Origin of the sequence: Pseudoalteromonas fuliginea (assembly GCF_000690055.1) — a bacterium.
Classification (GTDB): Bacteria; Pseudomonadota; Gammaproteobacteria; order Enterobacterales; family Alteromonadaceae; genus Pseudoalteromonas; species Pseudoalteromonas fuliginea.
Window position 1 is genome coordinate 1 of record NZ_JJNZ01000123.1, and the last position, 429, is coordinate 429.

Annotated in this window: 1 protein-coding gene; it reads left to right on the forward strand. The window is 41.5% G+C overall.

Annotated features, from left to right (window positions below):
• Positions 1–429 (forward strand): IS91 family transposase (locus DC53_RS00480; RefSeq protein WP_033032313.1); only part of this gene is annotated, 429 nt, incomplete at both ends.

Consider the following 429-nt stretch of genomic DNA (forward strand, 5'->3'; position numbering starts at 1 on the left):
CGCACTGGCATGAAATAGAAAAAGGCTATTTATACCCCGTTAAAGCATTATCAACAGTGTTTAGAGGGAAAATGCTCGCGGCGCTCAATGAATGCGATAGTTCATTCGCGAAGGTAAGCACACCAACCAAATGGTGCGTGTATAGCAAAGCCTGTTTAACGTACAGTGAAAAGCTAGTTAGTTACCTTGCTCGTTATACCCGAAAAGGCGTAATGTCAGAATCACGTTTAGTGAGAGCAAATAAACAAACTGTGAGCTTTAAATACCGCGATTATGCAGATAACAACCGCGATAAAGTCATGACTCTGAGTTGTGATGAATTTTTACGGCGCTACTTACAACATGTATTGCCCAAAGGGTTTATGCGCATTCGTCACTATGGCTTTTTAGCTAATGCGTGTCGCAAGCGAAAGTTAGCATTAATAAGGT